A 17,821-nucleotide genomic window follows, 5' to 3' on the forward strand; every position below is an offset into this window, starting at 1 on the left:
AAAAAATAGTAATGAAAAAAAACATACTTGTTATATATTATTCACAAACCGGGCAGCTGGAGGATATTGTGAAAAATGTAGCAAAACCTTTTGAAGATAAAAAGGAGGAATACCAGGTTACTTACTATAACATTCAACTCAAGAAAGATTTTCCTTTTCCGTGGCCAAGTGATGTTTTTTTTAATACGTTTCCGGAGTCTTACCTACAAATCCCGAGTGAAATCCATCCACCTTCTCCGGAAATATTGGGCAGAAAATATGACCTGATCATTTTCGGATATCAGGTTTGGTATTTAACACCTTCCATCCCAATCATTTCTTTCCTGAAAAGTGGCTATGCGGAAAATCTTTTAAAAGACACTCCTGTCGTTACCGTTTCCGGAACGAGAAATATGTGGATGCTTTCCCAGGAAAAACTGAAAGTATATCTAAGAGATCTGAAAGCCCAACTTGTAGGAAATATTGCTTTGGTAGACCGGCATGATAATTATACCAGTGTATTGACGATCTTACGCTGGCTGACGACAGGACAAAAAGAAAAATCCGGGATGCTGCCCGCTGCCGGAGTTTCGGAGGAAGAAATTGCCGGTGCCGGAAAATATGGTGAGGTCATTAAAAAGCATTTTGAAAACAACGATCTGCAAAATCTGCAACCGGAACTGGTGAAAAACGGAGCCGTTGAAATCCGCCCTTTCCTCGTGAGAGTGGAAAAGGTAGGAAACAAAATCTTCACGGTTTGGTCCAACCTCATCATCAAGAAAAAAGAAAAGCGACCAATGCTGGTAAAATTCTTTAAGGTATATTTGATGGCGGCAATCTGGATCATATCACCTATTGTTTTGATTTTTCATATATTGCTGGGTCCATTATTCTGGACTAAAAGAAGAAAAGAAAGAGAGTATTTACAAGGAATAAATTTAAAATAATGATGAACGACGTATTTATAACAAAAGCTTCAACATACTTACCCAATGAACCGGTTTCTAATGATGACATGGAAACGTATCTTGGCTTGGTAAACGACAAACCATCTAAAGCAAGAGCTTTAATTTTAAGAAACAACAAAATAACAACCAGATATTACGCATTGGACAAAAACGGGAAACCTACCCATACCAATGCGCAGATCACGGCAAAGGCAATAGAAGGACTTTTTGATGAAAACTTCAAGAAGGAAGATATGCAGCTGCTTTCCTGCGGAACTACTTCTGCAGACCAGATCCAGCCTTCTCATGCTTCAATGGTTCACGGAGAGCTGAATCTGGGAAAATCCATCGAGATCAATACTTCAATGGGACTGTGTAATTCCGGGATGAATGCGTTCAACTATGCTTTCCTTTCTGTGAAAGCAGGCGTAAAGGAAAATGCTGTTTGTGTAGGTTCCGAAAGGTTTTCATCATGGATGACCGCAGATAAATTCAACCACGAAGCAGAGAATTTAAAATTACTGGAAGAAAGACCGATCATCGCTTTCAAAAGAGAATTTCTGAGATGGATGCTTTCTGACGGAGCGGGAGCTTTGTTATTAGAGAACAAACCAAGAGAAAACAGCATATCTTTAAGAGTGGAATTTATTGATTTCTATTCTTATGCTCACGAAATTGAAGCGTGCATGTACTCCGGTTGTGAAAAGCAGGAAGACGGAAGCTTACAATCATGGGCAGATTATCCTTCAGACGAATGGCTGAAACAATCGATATTTTCATTGAAACAGGACACTAAATTGCTGGATGAGTACATTTTGGTAAAAGGCGCGGAAAGTTTAAGAGCTTCCTTTGATAAGCATCAGTTAGACCCAGAAAAAATCGATCACGTACTGGCTCACATTTCTTCAGGATATTTCAAAGAAGGACTGAAGGAAGAATTTGCGAAAAAAGGAATGGATTTTCCATGGGAAAAGTGGTATTATAATCTTTCTGAAGTTGGAAATATCGGTGCTGGTTCTATTTTCATTGCACTGGAAGAGCTGATGAATTCCGGAACACTGAAAAAGGGCGAAAAAGTATTGCTTTGCGTTCCTGAAAGCGGAAGATTTGCTTATTCTTGTGCTTTATTAACGGTGTGCTAATGGAAAACAGATTGCCGATATCTGACCAGCAATTCGTGGAAAGTCTTATTCCGCAAAGATTTCCTTTCGTAATGGTGAATGAGCTTTTAGAATACTCAGAAAATCATCTTATTTCCGGATTTAAGATCAAAGAAGATAATATTTTTGTTCAGGATAGTGTTTTTCAGGCTTCAGGATTAATTGAGCATCAGGCTCAGAGTGTGGCTTTACACACCGGATATAAATTTTATCTGTCAGGAAAAGAAGCTCCTACCGGCTATATCGGTGCTATCAAATTTTTTGAAGCGGAAGTATTGCCAAAAGTGGAAGATCATTTAACCTCAGAAGTTGAAATTCTGAGTGAAATCATGGGTGTTACACTAGTGAATATCATCACCAGATTAAATGGTGCAGTGATTGCACAATCCCAAATGAAAACGGTTGTAAAATAATGGAAATCAGGGAAGACAATATCATCAATATACATCACTATTTACCTCATCGTCAGCCTATGCTGATGGCAGATTATATCCTGGAACTGACCAAGGAGAGTGTGATTACGTCATTCATGATTACTGAAAAGAATGTTTTCGTCCATAACAATACGTTCGCAGAATCAGGATTGATCGAAAACATGGCCCAAACCTGTTCATCCATTCTCGGGCAAAGTTTCTTTGAAAACCCGGAAGCAGATACAAGAGTGATCGGTTTCATCACCAATATTAAGAAGATTGAGATTTTTTCTTTGCCGAAAGTAGGTGATAAAATCATTTCAAAAGCATCCCTGATCTCGCAATATGAAAATATCTGCAATATCTTTTGTGAAACATTTCATGATGATCAATTGCTGATCCGGGCTGAAATCAATCTTTTTATTCAGGAAATAAAATCGTAAATAGATTTAAATCAATATCAAAGCTGTACTTTTTGTACGGCTTTTTTGTTTAAAACCACAGATCACAAAAGTTTTTCACAGATCATTACTTTGAAGTTTGGGGAAATTTCCTTAACCTTATTGTCATTTCGAGTAGATTTGAAAAAATCGTATCGAGAAATTAGTTGTTTTTTAAAATTCTCGATACATTTTTTCCATTTTATTACAAAAAATTACTCGAACTGACACCCTAGCTAAATCCATGAAATCTGTGGGAATAAAAATCAACAAAAAAAGTGAGGTATTTCACCTCACTCCTTTTTTTAATTTAATATAGTTTAGTATCCGAAGATCTCTTCAAGACTTACCTCCTTAAATTCACCCATTTTGTTGATGGATTCCATGTTCAGGTTTTCTCTTTTTCCGATAATGGCTGTATTATATTTCACAGGTTTGATTTCCGTATTATAGAAACTCGTAAGCTGTGGTAATGTTAATCCCTGGATTTCAGCGTAAACATCTTTTCTGATATCATAATCAACCCCTAGTTTTTTAAGCGCTAACTGATTAAAGAAAATATTCGTTCTGTTGATCCTGTTGGATGCAATTTGCTTTAAAGCAGAACCTCTCGCATTTTCAAACTGGGTTGGAATTTGCGGCAACTGTACCATCAGATCATTCATTGCATTCACTGCTAAAGGAAGCTTGTTTGCCTGTGTTCCGATATAATTCGTTACATAATTCGGATGATTTTTTTCCGTAGCATTGGCATAAGAAACGTAAGCAGAATATGCTAACGATTTACTCTCCCTGATTTCCTGGAAAACGATAGAAGACAATCCGCGCCCGAAGTATTCATTGAAAACATTAGCTTTCCCGAAATTTCCAAGGTTTACATTGTTTCCTTTGGCTACTTTGGACATCTCCATCTGAACCATATCATAGTTCGTGAAGTATACCTTTCCTTCAGTTGCAGGCTCAGGATATTCCTTAGCTTTTGCAGGTTGAAGGCTTGTATTTACGATGTAAGGCTTCACAGCTTTTTCAAGACTCTTCTGTTCTTGTCCATACAGGAAAACTTCGTATGGATATTGGTTGATGGTTTTTACTTTTTTCATCAATTCATTCACATCAATACTTTGTAGACGCTCTTTAGAAATAATATCCGTCATTCTGGAATCTTTTCCATACTTCGCATAGTTATTAAGAGCAGCCATAATTCTGTTCTTATCTTTTTTAGCGACAGCTCTGGATTCCAAAATAGCTTTTACGGTCTGATCATAGATGGTTTTATCTGCTTTTACGTTTGTCAGCCAATGATTCATAAGTTCTACTCCTTTCTGCATATTGCTTTCGAGTCCGCTTAATGTGATCACGGTTTGGTCGTTGGAAGTTCTAAAGCTGTTTGATATTCCCAATTTATAAAACTCTTCTTTCAGTTGTTCCGGGGAATACTTATCTGTTCCCAGGTATTCTAAAACAGTAACTGCAAGAGACAATTCCTTGTCATTGTCTGTTCCGAAAGGGAAAATGTAGTTTACCTGAGCAATCTCGTTATATTTATTCTTTACAAAACTCACTTTCTTGTCTTTGATCTGTGATGTCTGGATCGCTGCTTTATAATCAATAAACTCAGGTTTTATTTCCGTAGCTTTCATTGCTAAAAGATCTTTAAGGAAGGGAGACTGCGCTTCTCTGTTCAGTTTAATTGGAGTAATTCCGGGATTTTCTACACGAACGAGCTTATCATTAACGCCCTTCTCCTTATAAACCACTACATAATTCTCTTTGAAAAACTCATTGGCAAACTTTACGATATCTGCTTTTGTAATTTTTTCATATTGATTGATCTCATCAAGCTCCTGCTCCCAAGTTCTCTCATTAATATAAGAGTCATAGAGATTGGTTGCCAAGCCGTCAGCAGTTTCCCAGCTTTTCATTCTCTGAACTTTTTTATCATTAATGATTGCCTTTAGCATCCAATCCGGGAACTGTCCTTTTTTTACAAGCTCCAACTGATCAAACAGTAATTTTTTAGCTTCATCAAAGCTTTGTCCTTCTTTCGGAGTTACGGTAAGTGTAAAAGAACCATACATTTTAAACGGAGATTCATTAGCTCCGGCTCCTAAAGTTTTTTGCTTTTGATTGATATTAAGGTCAATAAGACCTGCATCCCCTCTGTTACTTAAAATATCGGCAACCATATCTGCCAACCTGGCTTCCTGAGTCCCATAAGAATCGGTCCTCCAGGCAATGGTCATTCTTGGAGTTGTCGGGCTTTTTACCGTTCTGGTCACAATGCTTGTCATGGGCTCTTCCGTTACCATTTTCTTCATTGGTAACTCCTTATATTTGAATCCTCCAAAATATTGATCTACCAATTTGATTGTTTTATCATAATCAAGATCCCCAACCAAAACAACGGCCATATTATTAGGAACATAATAGGTGTCAAAATATTTATGAATAGCCTCCATTGAAGGGCTCTTCAAATGCTCTGAAGTTCCGATGGTTGTCTGCTGCCCGTTGGGATGCTTCGGAAAAAGGGCGTTCATTAATGCATAATTTACAAGGCGCCCATCATTATCCTGAGCACGGTTGTATTCTTCATAAACCGCTTCTAATTCCGTGTGGAAAAGTCGTAAAACCAATTCTGAAAAACGTTCTTTTTCCACTTTAAGCCATTTTTCCAGCTCATTGGAAGGAATATTGTTTTTATAAACCGTCTCATCCAGCCAGGTATGCGCATTGGTTCCCGTAGCTCCCAATGATGAAATCGCTTTGTCGTATTCGTTCGCAATGGCATATTTAGAGGCTTCCTGAGAAACCTCATCTATTTTTTTGTAAAGCTCTTTTTTCTTAGCAGGATCTTTTTCAGCTTTGTGCTGTTCATAAAGATCAGAAATCTGCTGAAGCAAGACTTTTTCCTTTGCCCAATCCTGAGTTCCCAAATGAGATGTTCCTTTGAACACCATGTGCTCAAGGTAATGCGCCAATCCTGTATTGTCACTAGGGTCATTATTAGATCCCGTTCTTACCGGGATATAGGTCTGAATTCTTGGAGCATCATCATTCTTGGCAAGATATACTTTCAAGCCATTCTTTAAGGTATATACTCTCACACCAGACTTATCATTCTTTACAGTCTCATATGTATATCCTTGGTCATCCGTAAGCTTCTGAGTATCAAATTTCTGAGCCATCACACTGATCATACAGAATAGCGATACAGAAATAAAAAATTTCTTCATAGTGATATATTTAATCAATTTCTTTAAAAAATATTAGTCTTACTTAATGAACTATTTGTTACACAAGCAGTAAAAAAGCATATTACCACCCCATGTTTCCCGGGAAAAATCTGGCCAGGATTAATATGATCAACATATAATGTATTTTCACTATTTTAGCCAACTGATTAAAAGTAATCACAAAAAACAGGTGTTTAAACTGATATCTTTTTTTAGATGAAAAAACAAGACCTTCCTCAGGATGAAAGTAATCTGAAATCAGCCAATATGACCGAAGTGTTGTATGTAACTGATGAAAATGATAATTATACCACGGCAAACAGCATTGGTTGGGAAGCTAAAAAAGCAGCCCTGGATGAATCTATGGAATTGATTCATGAAAGAATTGAAGAAGCCAGACAAAATGTTGCCGATCATAAAGTGAGTCCCATTATTTATTTCATGGAACTGAATAAAATGGACCTGAGTGTGCTTGCAGCCTATGTAGGAATGTGGCAATGGCGTGTAAAAAGACACACAAAACCAAAAATATTTAAAACACTAAGCGAAAACGTGCTGAAAAAATATGCCGATGCTTTCGGTATTTCAGTGGATGAATTAAAAAACTTTGACGGAAAAAAATGAAATTGAATTTTGAACACCATCAGACTGCCCATTGCGAAAACGGTGTTGCCTCTAATTTACTGCTATATAAAGGACTCAAGCTAAGCGAGCCCATGATTTTCGGAATAGGTTCCGGATTATTTTTTGTTTACCTTCCTTTTTTGAAGGTGAACTTTGCACCGGGTTTCAGTTATCGTCCGATGCCGGGAGCGATTTTCAGCAAAGCAGCCAAAAGACTGGGAATTAAGATCAAAAGACAAAAATTCTCCAATCCCAAAGAAGCTCAGACAGCTTTAGAAAGAAACTTAGAAAACAATATCCCGACAGGATTACAGGTGGGGGTTTTTAACCTTACTTACTTTCCTGAAGAATATAAATTCCATTTCAATGCCCACAATTTGGTAGTGTATGGAAAAGAAGACGGAAAATTCCTAATCAGCGACCCTGTGATGGATTATGTAACCTCCCTTTCTGAAGAAGAACTGGAAAAAGTAAGATATGCCAAAGGAGCACTTCCTCCGAAAGGCCATATGTACTACCCTGTTTATGTTCCTGAAAGTGTAGACCTGGAAGGAGCCATTAAAAAAGGAATTAAGGATACCTGTAAAAACATGCTGGCTCCCGTTCCGCTGATCGGGGTAAAAGCCATAAGATGGGTAGCTAAAAGTATCCCGAAATGGGCTGAGAAAAAAGGGACCAAAGTAACCAACCATTATTTGGGACAGCTGATCAGAATGCAGGAAGAAATCGGGACCGGAGGCGGAGGTTTCAGATTTATTTACGGAGCCTTTTTACAGGAAGCTGCTGAAATTCTTAAAAATGATCAATTAAAAGAACTTTCTAAAGAAATTACCATGATCGGTGATCTTTGGAGAGATTTTGCTGTAGATATTGCAAGGGTCTATAAAAACAGAAATTCCAAAAGTGATATCTACAACCAGCTTTCAAAATCGATGCTTCATATTGCGGATCTGGAAGAAGCCTTCTATAAAAAATTGAGAAAAGCGATCTGAAATGGCTGAAAATATTATTGAGATCAAAAACCTATATAAAAAATACAAAAATTCTGACGAGTTTTCTGTAAACGATATCTCTTTGAATATCGATAAGAATGAAATCTACGGAATTCTCGGACCTAACGGAGCGGGAAAAACCACTTTAATTTCTATGCTTTCGGGCTTGATCAAACCTACTTCTGGACAATTCAAGATCAACGGGTTATCTCCTCAGAAACACAGCTTTAAAATAAAACAGATTATTGGTATTGTTCCACAGGAATATGCACTTTACCCTACATTGACAGCAAGAGAAAATTTGATGTTTTTTGGAAGCTTATATGGTTTGCAGCATAAAAAACTTCACAAAACCATCGACGAATCCTTAGAAATTATGGGGTTATCAAAATTTGCCGATAAAAAAGTAGACCAATTTTCAGGAGGAATGAAACGCCGTTGCAACCTTATCGCAGGAACACTGCACAATCCTAAAGTTCTTTTTCTGGATGAGCCCACCGTTGGAGTGGATGTTCAGTCTAAAAAAGTGATTATTGATTATTTGCAAGAGCTTAATAATAACGGGACCTGTATCATTTACACCTCCCATCACCTTTCTGAAGCGGAGGAATTCTGTACCAAAATTGCGATTATCGATAAAGGAAGAATCCATGCGATTGGAACACCGGAAGAGCTTATTGCCCAAATAGCCAATGCGGAAAACCTTGAAGATGTGTTTATTTCATTAACCGGAAAAGAATTGAGAGATGTTGTATAAATTGTGGCGAAGCTTTGTCAAGGAAATTCTTTTGCTGAAAAGAGATATTGGCGGAATCGTCATTATTTTCGTGATGCCTTTGCTTTTGATCGTAACCATAACGTTAATTCAGGATTCCACCTTTAAAAACCTGGAAGGATCAAAAATCCCGATCATTTTTATCGATAACGACAAATCCGAAGTTTCCAAAAGCATAAAAAAAGAACTGGAAAACAGCAAAACCTTCCAGTTATTGACCAATTTCAATGAAAAATCAGCTCAAAATGCAGTTTTTTCAGGAGAATATCAAATGGCGATCGTCATTCCGGAAAACCTCACGAAAGACCTGAATTCCAATATTGAAAACAAAGTTCAGAAAATCGTAAGCTCGTTCGGACTGGAAACAGATTCAACGGCTACCCTGAAAACTGTTTCAAAAGCCAAAGAAATTCATCTGTATTTTGACCCCGCAACCAATTCAGGCTTCAAAAGCTCTGTGATGAATTCCGTCAACAAAATGGTTTTTGAAATTGAAAATAAAAAGATCTATAAAGCATTTCAGGACCAGCTGGGAACCACTGAAAATCTTGAAGAAAACAAAAACCTGATCAGTTTTAAGGAGATCACACCTAAAAAAGGAGATGCGGAAGTCCTTCCCAATTCTGTTCAGCATAATGTTCCGGCATGGACACTTTTTGCTATTTTCTTCATTGTTGTTCCCCTTTCCATCAATTTAGTAAAAGAAAAAAGCCAGGGAACCAGCGTAAGGGTCAGAGTAAGCCCTACTCCCTATTTCATTCATATTTTAGGAAAGACCTTTACCTACCTTATTATCTGCATTATTCAGTTTTTACTGATGGTTGCTGTAGGAATTTACCTTTTCCCTTATATGGATCTGCCTGCGTTTGATGTTTCAGGAAAAATGCTCCAGTTGATCGTTGTGACCTTATTTGCTGGATTAGCTGCGATAGGTTTCGGGGTTCTGTTAGGAACTCTTGCGGATACTCAGGAACAGTCTGCTCCCTTTGGTGCTACATCAGTAGTGGTTTTAGCAGCCGTTGGAGGGATTTGGGTGCCGGTTTTTCTGATGCCTGAATTTATGCAGAGTATCGCTAAATTCTCTCCCATGAACTGGGGCCTGAATGCGTATTATGATATTATTTTAAGAAATAGCGGGATCGGGAATATTGCTAAAGAATTAGTATTCTTATTTTTGTTTTATCTTGCGATGGTAGCTATTTCTATTTTTTACGAAAGGAAAAAAAATGCAGTCTAAAGAAAATATATTACGTTGTACGGAAGAAGTAAGAGTCCGCTTTAATGAGACAGATCCGTTGGGAATTGTCTGGCACGGACATTATATTGTCTATTTCGAGGACGGAAGAGAAGCTTTCGGAAGACAGCACGGGCTGACTTATCTTGATATTCAGAAAGCAGGCTACGTAACTCCTATTGTAAAAAGCACCTGCGAACATTTTCTTCCTCTAAAATATGGCGAAACCTTTAGAATTGTGACCACTTTTGTAAATTCTACCTCAGCCAAGCTGATCTATAGATATGAGCTTTTCAATCAGGAGGATAAACTGGTTTGCAGCGGAGAAACCATTCAGGTATTCTTAGACGCTGATGGAAATCTGTGCTTATACAATCCGGAATTTTTTCAAAACTGGAAAGATAAAATGGGATTATCATGAGGAAGGAAGTTTATATCACAGATTATAATTGCGTCACCCCTTTGGGAATGAATGTTGCATCCAACTGGAGTGCCTTGTTACAAGGTCAGTCCGGAGTCGCTTTACATAAGATCATTGAAAATCAGGAAGCGTTTTATGCATCCATGATCGATTCTGAAAAACTGGAAGAAGAGTTCAGTAAATTCTTCGGCTATACTCAGAATGACAAAGCGGGTTTCACAAGATTAGAAAAAATGTTTCTTTTGTGTTTAAAACCTTTGGTGGAAAAGCACAACATTACAAAAGAAACAGCCTTCATTCTATCTACCACCAAAGGAAACATCAGCTTACTGAAAAACCAATCCGTATTACCGGAAGGGATTTATCTTTCAGGCTTGGCACAAAAAATTGCTGATTTTTTCGGATTTTACACAAAACCTATCGTTGTTTCCAACGCTTGTGTTTCCGGAGTTATGGCGATTTCCGTTGCCAAAAATATGATCCAAGCCGGAAAATATCAGGATGCTTTCGTAGTGGCCGGTGATGAAATTTCAGAATTTGTGATCTCAGGTTTCAATTCTTTCCAGGCAATCGGGGACGGTCCTTGCAAACCATATGATAAGAACAGAAACGGGATCAATATCGGTGAAGCAACTGCTGCAGCTTATATTACCTCAATGCCATCGGAAAACGGAAAAGCCAGGTTTAAAATTCTCGGTGATTCCGCCATCAATGATGCCAATCATATTTCAGGACCATCCAGAACAGGAGACGGATTGTTTGCAAGCATTAAAAATGCCATGACAGAGGCCAAAGTTTCTGCAGAACAGATCGATTTCATTTCTGCCCACGGAACCGCCACTTTATATAATGACGAAATGGAAGCGATCGCTTTCAACAGAATGGAATTACAGCATGTTCCTTTAAACAGCATGAAAGGATTTTACGGACATTGTTTGGGAGCATCCGGTTTACTGGAAAGCATTATTTCTATGGAAAGTGCTTTACACAATACCTTACTTCCATCCCAAAATTTTGAAGAACCGGGAACTTCCCAACCTTTACATATTATTAAAGAAAGCCAGCCTGCGGAAATCAGTTATATTTTGAAGACCGCATCGGGATTCGGAGGATGTAATGCTGCTATTGTTTTAGAAAAAATGTTAATAGGAAAATGATGAAGAAAACAGACACCTGCACCATAGAACATTCAACCATAACCGTTAATGGAAACGTTATTTTTGAAAGCCAAAACGAAACCTTTTCAGAGTTCGCGAAAGAAGCGTATAAAAGTTTAGAGATCAGTTATCCGAAGTTTCATAAAATGGATAATTTAAGTAAACTCGCATTCCTTGCTTCCGAAGTTCTTTTGAAAGACAAAGACAACAGCAGAACGGCATTGGTTTTCGCCAACAGATCATCCAGCTTGGATACAGATTCAAAATACCAGGAAAGTATTAACTCTCAGGAAAATTATTTCCCGAGTCCTGCTGTTTTTGTGTATACTTTACCTAACATTTGTGTAGGTGAGATCAGTATTAAACATCAAATGCAAACTGAAAATGCTTTTTTTGTATTGGATGAATTTGATGAAGATTTTTTAAACGAGTATTCCCACCAGATTTTACTATCTGGAAAGGCGGAGAAGGTTTTATGCGGTTGGGTGGAACTCTATCAGGAAAGTTATAAAGCTTTCGTATATTTGTTAACATTATAAAATTTGAGAATTTGAGAATATGCTAATTTGAACATGTAAAAAGTACTGTAATAATTAGCCTGTTTTTCGAATTTTCAAATTAGCATATTTTCAAATTAATTATTTATGGAAAACTTAAAAACAGAATTGAAGCACAAAATTATCGAAGTATTAAATCTTGAAGACGTTTCCGTAGAGGAGATCAAAGATTCTGATCCGTTATTCGGAGGCGGGCTGGGATTGGATTCTATTGATGCATTGGAACTGATCGTGCTTCTGGATAAAGATTATGGAATTAAATTATCTGATCCAAAAAAAGGAAAAGAAATCTTCCAATCTATCGATACAATGGCAAAATTCATCGAAGAAAACAGAACAAAGTAATTAATGTAACAGTGTAACAGTGTAACAATGTACCAGTTTACCAATATTGTTATATTGCCAAATTGATACATTGCTACATTTATATATAAACCATGGGTCATCAAATTGCCATAACGGGAATGGGCATCATTTCTTCCATTGGAAACAATGTGGAGGAAAATCTTATATCACTTCAATCCGGCAAACACGGGATTTCAGACATTGAATTGTTTGAAACACGCCGCGCCGGAGCAATTAAAACAGGTGAAATAAAATTATCTAATGAAGAGCTAATACAGAAACTTCAGCTTTCTGAAGACAATAATGTAACACGAACTTCTTTATTAGGGATGGTTGCTGCCAAAGAAGCTGTAGAAAATGCCGGAATTTCAAATATCAATCAGTACAAAACCGGACTGATTTCCTCTACCAGTGTAGGCGGAATGGATATTACCGAAAAGTATTTCTACTCTTACGAAGACTTCCCTGAAAAGCAAAAATATATTGATTCCCATGACGCAGGAAATTCCTCATTGGCAATTGCAGACTATTTAGGTTTAAAAGGTATGGTTTCTACCATCAGTACTGCCTGTTCGTCCGCAGCCAATGCCATTATGATGGGAGCCAAACTCATTAAAAACGGAGTTTTGGATCGTGTGATCGTTGGCGGGACAGATTCCCTGTCAAAATTTACCCTGAACGGATTCAATACCCTGATGATTCTTACCGATTCTTATAATACTCCTTTCGATAACGGCAGAAAAGGATTGAATCTGGGCGAAGCCGCCGCTTTTTTAGTCCTAGAATCGGATGAAGTGGTAAAAAAGGAAAATAAAAAGGTACTCGCTTATCTTTCCGGCTATGGAAATGCCAATGATGCTCATCATCAAACCGCTTCTTCGGAAAACGGACAGGGTGCTTATTTAGCGATGCAGCAGGCTTTAAACATTTCCGGGCTTCAAAAGGAAAATATAGACTACATCAATGTTCATGGAACGGCAACTCCCAACAATGATTTATCGGAAGGAATTGCGATGATTCGGATCTTTGGAGAAAACCAAGTGCCTGAATTTAGCTCTACAAAAGCATTTACAGGTCACACATTGGCGGCAGCAGCAGGAATTGAAGCGGTTTTTTCAATTTTAGCAATGCAGCACAATATGATCTTCCCGAATCTGAATTTTAAAACAAAAATGGAAGAATTTGATTTAACTCCCGTAACGGAATTGAAAGAGAAAAATATCAATCATGTCCTTTCCAATTCATTCGGGTTTGGTGGAAATTGTTCAACCTTAATTTTCTCTAAATCATGAGTGCAGTATACATCAACAGTGCTTCCTGCATTTCGGCTCAGGATACTTTAAATGAAAATTTCTTTCAAGATCTTACTCCTGAAAACTCTACTCAGGTGATTAAAGCCATTGAACCCAATTACAAAGAGTTCATTCCCGCTGCAATGATCAGAAGGATGTCTAAAACAGTTAAAATGAGCTCCGTGGCTTCCCATTATGCTTTGAAAGAAGCTGGAATTGAGCACCCGGATGCTATTATTGTAGGAACCGGGATGGGCTGTTCTCAGGATTCCGAAAAGTTTTTAAAAAATGTAATTGATAACAATGAAGAGTTCCTGACTCCCACTTTTTTTATTCAATCCACCCACAATACCGTTGCAGGGCAGATCGCTTTAGGTTTGCAATGTCACGCTTATAATTTTACGTACGTGAATACGTCTTCTTCCCTGGAGTTCTCCTTGTTGGATGCCAAACTTCAGATCAATGACGGAGAAGCCGAAAATGTTCTCGTTGGTTCTACGGATGAACAGACGGACAGAACGATGGAACTTTATAAACTGAATAATACGATTAAAAAATCAGAAGATTTACCTTTTGATCATCTGAATTCCACAACAGAAGGTGTTATTTGGGGAGAAGGATCGAGTTTCTTTGTTGTAGGCAAAGAAAAAACGGAGAATTCTTATGCACAGCTTCAGGATATTCAGATCAGCAACAAAATTGAACACGATGAGGCTAAAAACTTTATCGGAGATTTTTTAGCTAAAAACAATCTTACCCATCATGATATTGATGCGGTTATTTTAGGTTTCAGCGGCGATGTAAAATCTGATGCTTATTATACGGAAGCCATGGATCTATTTCCAAATTCAGCAATGTTATATTATAAACATCTGAGTGGAGAATTCAATACGGCAAGTGGTTTTTCAACCTTTATGGCCTGTCATATTTTGAAAAATCAGCAGATTCCGGAAATCATGATGATCAATTCAGTGAAGAAAGAAGGGGTTAAAAATATTCTCCTTTATAATCATTTATCCGGAAATGACCATAGTTTAATGTTGTTGGGGAAAGCTTAATGAGCAAAACCGTAAATTTGCATTAAGCAGAACATTTGTCATTCTAACGAAGGAAGAATTTATAACATGATGGATTTTTCGCTCCATTTCATTTCGCTCTGAATGACAAACGATTATGAGCAACAACAAAATCCGAAGTAAAAAGTGAAACACTATCCATTTATCCTGTTTTATCTTTTCTGTAACGTATTTATTTATGCGTTCCACGGGAGCTTTTGGGTATATCTGGTATGTTTTCTGGCTTTTTCCGCAGTCGTAGTTTGGGGTTCTTTTGATATTGGATTAGGATATTTCGTCAATAGTATTACGCACAAAAGAACAAGAAGTAAAGAAGTTGCCCTTACTTTTGATGACGGCCCGACTGAATTTACTCCCAGGTTTTTAGATATTTTAAAAGAAAATAATGTAAAAGCAACCTTTTTCTGCATCGGGAAACAGATTGAGCAATATCCTGAAACTTTTCAAAGGATCATTGCGGAAGGACATACGATTGGAAATCATACACTCTCCCACTCCAATTCAACAGGATTTTTATCCACTTTAAAGATGGTTGAAGAAATTGAAAAATGTGATGAGATCATTTCTAAAGTCGGAAATATCACTACGGATTTATATCGTCCTCCTTTTGGAGTTACCAATCCGAATATCGCCAAAGCGATTAAAAGAACTCATAAAAAAAGCATCGGCTGGAATGTCCGTTCTTTAGATACCATTACTGACAACGAAAAGAAAATTTATAAAAGAGTTACCAGAGGGGTAAGAAAAGGAAACATTATTTTGCTTCATGACACCTCTGAAAAGACCTATAACGTTTTGGTCAATTTATTGCTATTTTTGAAGGAGAAAAAGTATTCTACTTTTACGGTGGATTCAATAATATCTAAACCACAAAAGTCACAAAAGCTTTTTTAAACACTTAAGTAAGTTTGAGTTTAGTAAATTAACACTTTAGAAGAACACATGAGTTTTTTGAAAAATCAAAGATTTTTAAGCGTATGTGAACTTTTATTCTCAAAGTATTGAGCTTAAAGAGTTTTAAAGTGTTTAAACTTCATCATCTTTTGTAACTTTTGTGATTAAATTAATACATTAAGAAAATGATTAAAAATATTGCTTTCGGAGCATTTTTATTAGTTTCAAGCCTGTTTTTGGGTCAAAATACGGCCATGACAGGAACGGAAGCTAAAGCATTTGTCGCTCAGGTTTCTTCCGGAGCCCAACAGATCAAAACATTGCAGAGTGACTTTATCCAAACCAAAAAGATGGATTTTTTGGATAAAAACATTGTGACCTACGGCAAAATGTCTTTAAAATCTCCGAATATGCTAAGCTGGAGGTATACAAAACCTTATCAATACAGTATTGTTTTTAAAGACAATAAAATTTTCATTAATGATCAGGGAAAGAAATCTTCTGTAGATGCTAAGAGCAAAACTTTTGAGAAGATCAATAAACTGATCGTGGGAAGTTCAAACGGGAAAATGTTCAATGATCCGGAGTTCAAGGTAAGCTATTTTAAAAATGCGAATTTCAACATTGCCAAATTCACTCCGAAGTCTTCACAATTATTAAAATACATTAAACAGATTGAACTGTATTTCCCTAAAAATCAATCTACGGTTTCGCAGGTGAATATGCTGGAAGCTTCAGGAGATACTACGAATATTGTTTTCAAAAACACCAAGATCAATGCGCCGATCGCTGCTTCAGAATTTTCTTTATAGTTGTGGATTGTTGCTGTTGGTTTCATGTAAAACCTTTCAGCTTACGGATGCAACCCCTGTTTCCAATGCCGAAACGGTAGTTGAAAATCTGTATTTTTCTTCCGGTGAAGATTATGTCTATAAATGTCAGATCGATATTTATAAAAATCACGTTAGCGGAATTCTGATCATCAAGAAACTTAATGAAACGACGCACCGTGTTGCCTTAACTTCTGATTTCGGGAACAAACTGATCGATTTTGAGATTTCAGATCAAGATTTTAAGGTCAATTATGTGATCCCTGATCTGGATAAGAAAATGGTCATTAATTTCCTGAGAAATGATTTCCAGCAGCTTTTGAAAAGGCAGTATCCGGTAAGCAAAAGTTTTGAAAACAATCAATCGAAAATCTACCTTTCTAAAACTGATAAAAAAGCCTGTTACTTATTCTTCAATAAACAAAACGGTTTGTTAAATACCATCATTTATACGAAAAATAATAAGGAAAAAATCGATTTTACTTTTGAGGCAAAAAAACATATCTTCGCGGATAGTATCGATCTTCAGCATAAAGATTTTAAGATCAATATTAAACTTGTTCAAATAACTGAAACCGAATAACTGATGCAAACCATTCTTACAGATTTTTATACGTTACAATCCTCGGAAAAGGCAGAGAACGGAAGCTTCATTGCCCATATCCGATTAAATAAAGATCACGATATTTTCAAAGGGCATTTTCCGGGAAACCCTGTAACTCCCGGAGTTTGCATGATGCAGATCGTAAAAGAACTTACGGAAGAGTTTACCGGTTCCAAATTATTCTTAAAATCGGCTTCCAATGTAAAGTTTATGGCCATCATTAATCCTGTTGAAAATCCTGAACTGAAACTTCAACTGGATATTAACGAAAGTGAAGGAGAAGTTAAAGTAAAAAATACGACATCTTTTGGCGAGACTATTGCATTAAAAATGTCAGTAAATTATAATAAATAGACCGTATGAAACTTCTCTTATCTCTATTAACAGGATTGTTTCTTTTTTTTCAATCTGCAGATATCGATGCATTGAGAAACAGCTATGCAAAAGCCAATCAGTCTGTTGCCAATACAAAGAATTTTATAGATCTTACGGAGAAGCAGTCTTCTTCTGATGCTGTAACTTCGGGATATAAGGCCGCTGCTAAAATCATGGAAGCGAAGATCACTACAGAAAAGAATAAGAGAAAATCATTTATTAAATCCGGGGCTACCAACCTTGAAAGTATTATTAAAAACAATCCTAATAATGCAGAATTAAGATTGATCCGATTAAGTGTTCAGGAAAATCTCCCGAAGATTGTGGGCTATCATTCCAGCTTAAAAGCTGATAAAACATTTCTCCTGAATAATTTCAGTAAACAGAATACCGCTTTAAAAAACTATATTAAAAGGTTTGCCTCACAGTCTAAAACTTTTACGGCTGCAGACAGAGCTTTATTAAAATAAAAC

20 protein-coding genes are annotated in these 17,821 nt (G+C 37.0%); 19 read left to right on the top strand and 1 reads right to left on the bottom strand.

Translation table 11 applies throughout. The features are described from left to right. Positions 1–11 precede the first annotated feature (11 nt). From ACGHIN_RS08285 to ACGHIN_RS08300, 4 genes are read left to right on the top strand one after another with little or no spacing between them, the layout of a single operon-like run. Positions 12–926 (top strand): dialkylrecorsinol condensing enzyme DarA, encoded by a 915-nt coding sequence (locus ACGHIN_RS08285; protein ID WP_390452473.1) that lies wholly within the window; start codon positions 12–14, stop codon positions 924–926. 2 nt (positions 927–928) lie between these two features. Then, positions 929–2,068 carry a dialkylresorcinol biosynthesis protein DarB gene (gene darB, locus ACGHIN_RS08290; RefSeq protein ID WP_390452513.1) on the top strand — a complete coding sequence of 380 codons (1,140 nt, stop codon included), beginning with the start codon at positions 929–931 and terminating at the stop codon, positions 2,066–2,068. Beyond that, on the top strand, positions 2,068–2,499 hold the full coding sequence (locus ACGHIN_RS08295) for a hotdog family protein (RefSeq protein ID WP_390452475.1): 432 nt from the start codon (positions 2,068–2,070) through the stop codon (positions 2,497–2,499). The genes darB and ACGHIN_RS08295 overlap by 1 nt, the downstream gene beginning before the upstream one ends. Further along, entirely contained in the window at positions 2,499–2,942 is a 444-nt protein-coding gene (locus tag ACGHIN_RS08300) for a hotdog family protein (RefSeq protein ID WP_390452476.1), read from the top strand. The genes ACGHIN_RS08295 and ACGHIN_RS08300 overlap by 1 nt, the downstream gene beginning before the upstream one ends. A 317-nt stretch (positions 2,943–3,259) precedes the next feature. On the opposite strand, the gene ACGHIN_RS08305 is transcribed toward ACGHIN_RS08300, so the two are convergent. Further along, the gene (locus ACGHIN_RS08305; protein WP_390452477.1) at positions 3,260–6,172 is read right to left on the bottom strand and encodes a M16 family metallopeptidase; all 2,913 of its coding nucleotides are present in this window, start codon (positions 6,170–6,172) and stop codon (positions 3,260–3,262) included. A gap of 216 nt (positions 6,173–6,388) precedes the next feature. Here ACGHIN_RS08305 and DarG point away from each other — a divergent pair, with 216 nt between their 5' ends. The 15 genes from DarG (at position 6,389) to ACGHIN_RS08380 (ending at position 17,818) form a co-directional block, all read left to right on the top strand. Next, positions 6,389–6,796 (top strand): flexirubin biosynthesis protein DarG, encoded by a 408-nt coding sequence (gene DarG / locus ACGHIN_RS08310; protein ID WP_390452478.1) that lies wholly within the window; start codon positions 6,389–6,391, stop codon positions 6,794–6,796. After that, entirely contained in the window at positions 6,793–7,788 is a 996-nt protein-coding gene (gene darH, locus ACGHIN_RS08315; RefSeq protein ID WP_390452480.1) for a BtrH-related acyltransferase DarH, read from the top strand. Before DarG ends, darH begins: the two co-directional genes overlap by 4 nt. A gap of 1 nt (position 7,789) precedes the next feature. Then, positions 7,790–8,545 (top strand): ABC transporter ATP-binding protein, encoded by a 756-nt coding sequence (locus ACGHIN_RS08320; RefSeq protein WP_390452481.1) that lies wholly within the window; start codon positions 7,790–7,792, stop codon positions 8,543–8,545. After that, entirely contained in the window at positions 8,535–9,800 is a 1,266-nt protein-coding gene (locus tag ACGHIN_RS08325) for an ABC transporter permease (RefSeq protein WP_390452483.1), read from the top strand. Before ACGHIN_RS08320 ends, ACGHIN_RS08325 begins: the two co-directional genes overlap by 11 nt. Further along, positions 9,790–10,218, top strand: a complete 429-nt coding sequence (locus ACGHIN_RS08330) for an acyl-CoA thioesterase (protein ID WP_390452485.1) — start codon at positions 9,790–9,792, stop codon at positions 10,216–10,218. Before ACGHIN_RS08325 ends, ACGHIN_RS08330 begins: the two co-directional genes overlap by 11 nt. After that, the gene (locus ACGHIN_RS08335; RefSeq protein ID WP_390452486.1) at positions 10,215–11,375 is read left to right on the top strand and encodes a beta-ketoacyl synthase N-terminal-like domain-containing protein; all 1,161 of its coding nucleotides are present in this window, start codon (positions 10,215–10,217) and stop codon (positions 11,373–11,375) included. The genes ACGHIN_RS08330 and ACGHIN_RS08335 overlap by 4 nt, the downstream gene beginning before the upstream one ends. Then, positions 11,372–11,914 carry a 3-oxoacyl-ACP synthase gene (locus ACGHIN_RS08340; RefSeq protein ID WP_390452488.1) on the top strand — a complete coding sequence of 181 codons (543 nt, stop codon included), beginning with the start codon at positions 11,372–11,374 and terminating at the stop codon, positions 11,912–11,914. Before ACGHIN_RS08335 ends, ACGHIN_RS08340 begins: the two co-directional genes overlap by 4 nt. Positions 11,915–12,019: 105 nt before the next feature. Continuing rightward, positions 12,020–12,277, top strand: a complete 258-nt coding sequence (locus tag ACGHIN_RS08345) for a phosphopantetheine-binding protein (RefSeq protein WP_390452490.1) — start codon at positions 12,020–12,022, stop codon at positions 12,275–12,277. Positions 12,278–12,369: 92 nt separating this feature from the next. After that, positions 12,370–13,569, top strand: a complete 1,200-nt coding sequence (locus tag ACGHIN_RS08350) for a beta-ketoacyl-[acyl-carrier-protein] synthase family protein (protein WP_390452492.1) — start codon at positions 12,370–12,372, stop codon at positions 13,567–13,569. Further along, positions 13,566–14,627: a beta-ketoacyl synthase N-terminal-like domain-containing protein gene (locus ACGHIN_RS08355; protein WP_390452493.1), complete on the top strand. Its 1,062-nt coding sequence runs from the start codon at positions 13,566–13,568 to the stop codon at positions 14,625–14,627. The genes ACGHIN_RS08350 and ACGHIN_RS08355 overlap by 4 nt, the downstream gene beginning before the upstream one ends. Before the next feature lie 144 nt (positions 14,628–14,771). Next, complete coding sequence (locus tag ACGHIN_RS08360; protein WP_390452494.1) at positions 14,772–15,539, top strand: polysaccharide deacetylase family protein; 768 nt, start codon at positions 14,772–14,774, stop codon at positions 15,537–15,539. Positions 15,540–15,724: 185 nt separating this feature from the next. Then, entirely contained in the window at positions 15,725–16,351 is a 627-nt protein-coding gene (gene lolA2 / locus ACGHIN_RS08365) for a flexirubin biosynthesis/transport protein LolA2 (protein ID WP_390452496.1), read from the top strand. Next, on the top strand, positions 16,317–16,952 hold the full coding sequence (gene lolB2 / locus ACGHIN_RS08370) for a flexirubin biosynthesis protein LolB2 (protein ID WP_390452497.1): 636 nt from the start codon (positions 16,317–16,319) through the stop codon (positions 16,950–16,952). Before lolA2 ends, lolB2 begins: the two co-directional genes overlap by 35 nt. A 3-nt stretch (positions 16,953–16,955) precedes the next feature. After that, complete coding sequence (locus tag ACGHIN_RS08375) at positions 16,956–17,327, top strand: 3-hydroxyacyl-ACP dehydratase (RefSeq protein ID WP_390452498.1); 372 nt, start codon at positions 16,956–16,958, stop codon at positions 17,325–17,327. Between the two features lie 5 nt (positions 17,328–17,332). Further along, the gene (locus ACGHIN_RS08380; RefSeq protein ID WP_390452499.1) at positions 17,333–17,818 is read left to right on the top strand and encodes a hypothetical protein; all 486 of its coding nucleotides are present in this window, start codon (positions 17,333–17,335) and stop codon (positions 17,816–17,818) included. Positions 17,819–17,821: the final 3 nt, after the last annotated feature.

Source organism: Chryseobacterium barbadense (assembly GCF_042849955.1).
In the GTDB taxonomy this organism is placed as follows: Bacteria; Bacteroidota; Bacteroidia; order Flavobacteriales; family Weeksellaceae; genus Chryseobacterium.

Coding starts and splice junctions, on each gene's coding strand:
- ACGHIN_RS08285 (WP_390452473.1), top strand. CDS start 12: ATGAAAAAAAACATACTTGTTATATATTATTCACAAACCGGGCAGCTG.
- darB (WP_390452513.1), top strand. CDS start 929: ATGAACGACGTATTTATAACAAAAGCTTCAACATACTTACCCAATGAA.
- ACGHIN_RS08295 (WP_390452475.1), top strand. CDS start 2,068: ATGGAAAACAGATTGCCGATATCTGACCAGCAATTCGTGGAAAGTCTT.
- ACGHIN_RS08300 (WP_390452476.1), top strand. CDS start 2,499: ATGGAAATCAGGGAAGACAATATCATCAATATACATCACTATTTACCT.
- ACGHIN_RS08305 (WP_390452477.1), bottom strand. CDS start 6,172: ATGAAGAAATTTTTTATTTCTGTATCGCTATTCTGTATGATCAGTGTG.
- DarG (WP_390452478.1), top strand. CDS start 6,389: ATGAAAAAACAAGACCTTCCTCAGGATGAAAGTAATCTGAAATCAGCC.
- darH (WP_390452480.1), top strand. CDS start 6,793: ATGAAATTGAATTTTGAACACCATCAGACTGCCCATTGCGAAAACGGT.
- ACGHIN_RS08320 (WP_390452481.1), top strand. CDS start 7,790: ATGGCTGAAAATATTATTGAGATCAAAAACCTATATAAAAAATACAAA.
- ACGHIN_RS08325 (WP_390452483.1), top strand. CDS start 8,535: ATGTTGTATAAATTGTGGCGAAGCTTTGTCAAGGAAATTCTTTTGCTG.
- ACGHIN_RS08330 (WP_390452485.1), top strand. CDS start 9,790: ATGCAGTCTAAAGAAAATATATTACGTTGTACGGAAGAAGTAAGAGTC.
- ACGHIN_RS08335 (WP_390452486.1), top strand. CDS start 10,215: ATGAGGAAGGAAGTTTATATCACAGATTATAATTGCGTCACCCCTTTG.
- ACGHIN_RS08340 (WP_390452488.1), top strand. CDS start 11,372: ATGATGAAGAAAACAGACACCTGCACCATAGAACATTCAACCATAACC.
- ACGHIN_RS08345 (WP_390452490.1), top strand. CDS start 12,020: ATGGAAAACTTAAAAACAGAATTGAAGCACAAAATTATCGAAGTATTA.
- ACGHIN_RS08350 (WP_390452492.1), top strand. CDS start 12,370: ATGGGTCATCAAATTGCCATAACGGGAATGGGCATCATTTCTTCCATT.
- ACGHIN_RS08355 (WP_390452493.1), top strand. CDS start 13,566: ATGAGTGCAGTATACATCAACAGTGCTTCCTGCATTTCGGCTCAGGAT.
- lolA2 (WP_390452496.1), top strand. CDS start 15,725: ATGATTAAAAATATTGCTTTCGGAGCATTTTTATTAGTTTCAAGCCTG.
- lolB2 (WP_390452497.1), top strand. CDS start 16,317: ATGCGCCGATCGCTGCTTCAGAATTTTCTTTATAGTTGTGGATTGTTG.
- ACGHIN_RS08375 (WP_390452498.1), top strand. CDS start 16,956: ATGCAAACCATTCTTACAGATTTTTATACGTTACAATCCTCGGAAAAG.
- ACGHIN_RS08380 (WP_390452499.1), top strand. CDS start 17,333: ATGAAACTTCTCTTATCTCTATTAACAGGATTGTTTCTTTTTTTTCAA.